Genomic DNA, 591 nt, shown 5'->3' with positions numbered 1-591 from the left:
GTATTACAGTTTTTTAATGACTCCCTGGCGGCCGGCAGCGCCGACGCGCGCGAGTTTATGGTCGCGGGCCAGGATAAGGGGCTAAGCGCCGCCTTTCCTGCGCTGTCGTTAAGCTTCTGGCCGGATAAATCCGCGCTGGCAAAGGCGGTGATCGCTAAAGCCAAAGCCAACCGCGAGCAGCGTTTCTTCTTTCACGGCCAGTTTAATATCGGCCTGTGGATGGCGTTGCTGAGTGGCGGCATCAAGCCTGCGCAGTTTAACTGGCAGATCTGGGGCGCGGATCTGTATGAAGTGTCGCGCGGCTGGAAATTCCGCCTGTTCTATCCCCTGCGCCGTATGGCTCAGGGGCGCGTTGGCTGCGTGTTTGCGACGCGCGGCGACCTGAACTTTTTCGCGCAACAACACCCAAACGTGCGCGGTGAATTGCTCTATTTCCCCACGCGGATGGACCCTGCGCTGAACACGATGGCGAACGATACGCAGCGCGAAGGCAAGCTGACCATATTGGTGGGCAATTCGGGCGATCGCAGTAACGAACACATCGCAGCGCTGAAAGCCGTGCATAAGCAGTTTGGCGACACGGTGAACGTG

Annotated in this window: 1 protein-coding gene; it reads left to right on the top strand. The window is 58.7% G+C overall.

The features are described from left to right. Positions 1-591: TDP-N-acetylfucosamine:lipid II N-acetylfucosaminyltransferase (locus K5E19_RS23475; protein WP_221553334.1), on the top strand; the 591-nt coding region annotated here is incomplete at both ends.

Source organism: Enterobacter sp. RIT637, assembly GCF_019718755.1.
GTDB lineage: Bacteria > Pseudomonadota > Gammaproteobacteria > Enterobacterales > Enterobacteriaceae > Enterobacter.
The sequence above is the reverse complement of the archived record's forward strand: the minus strand, read 5'-3'. Positions and strand labels throughout refer to the sequence as shown.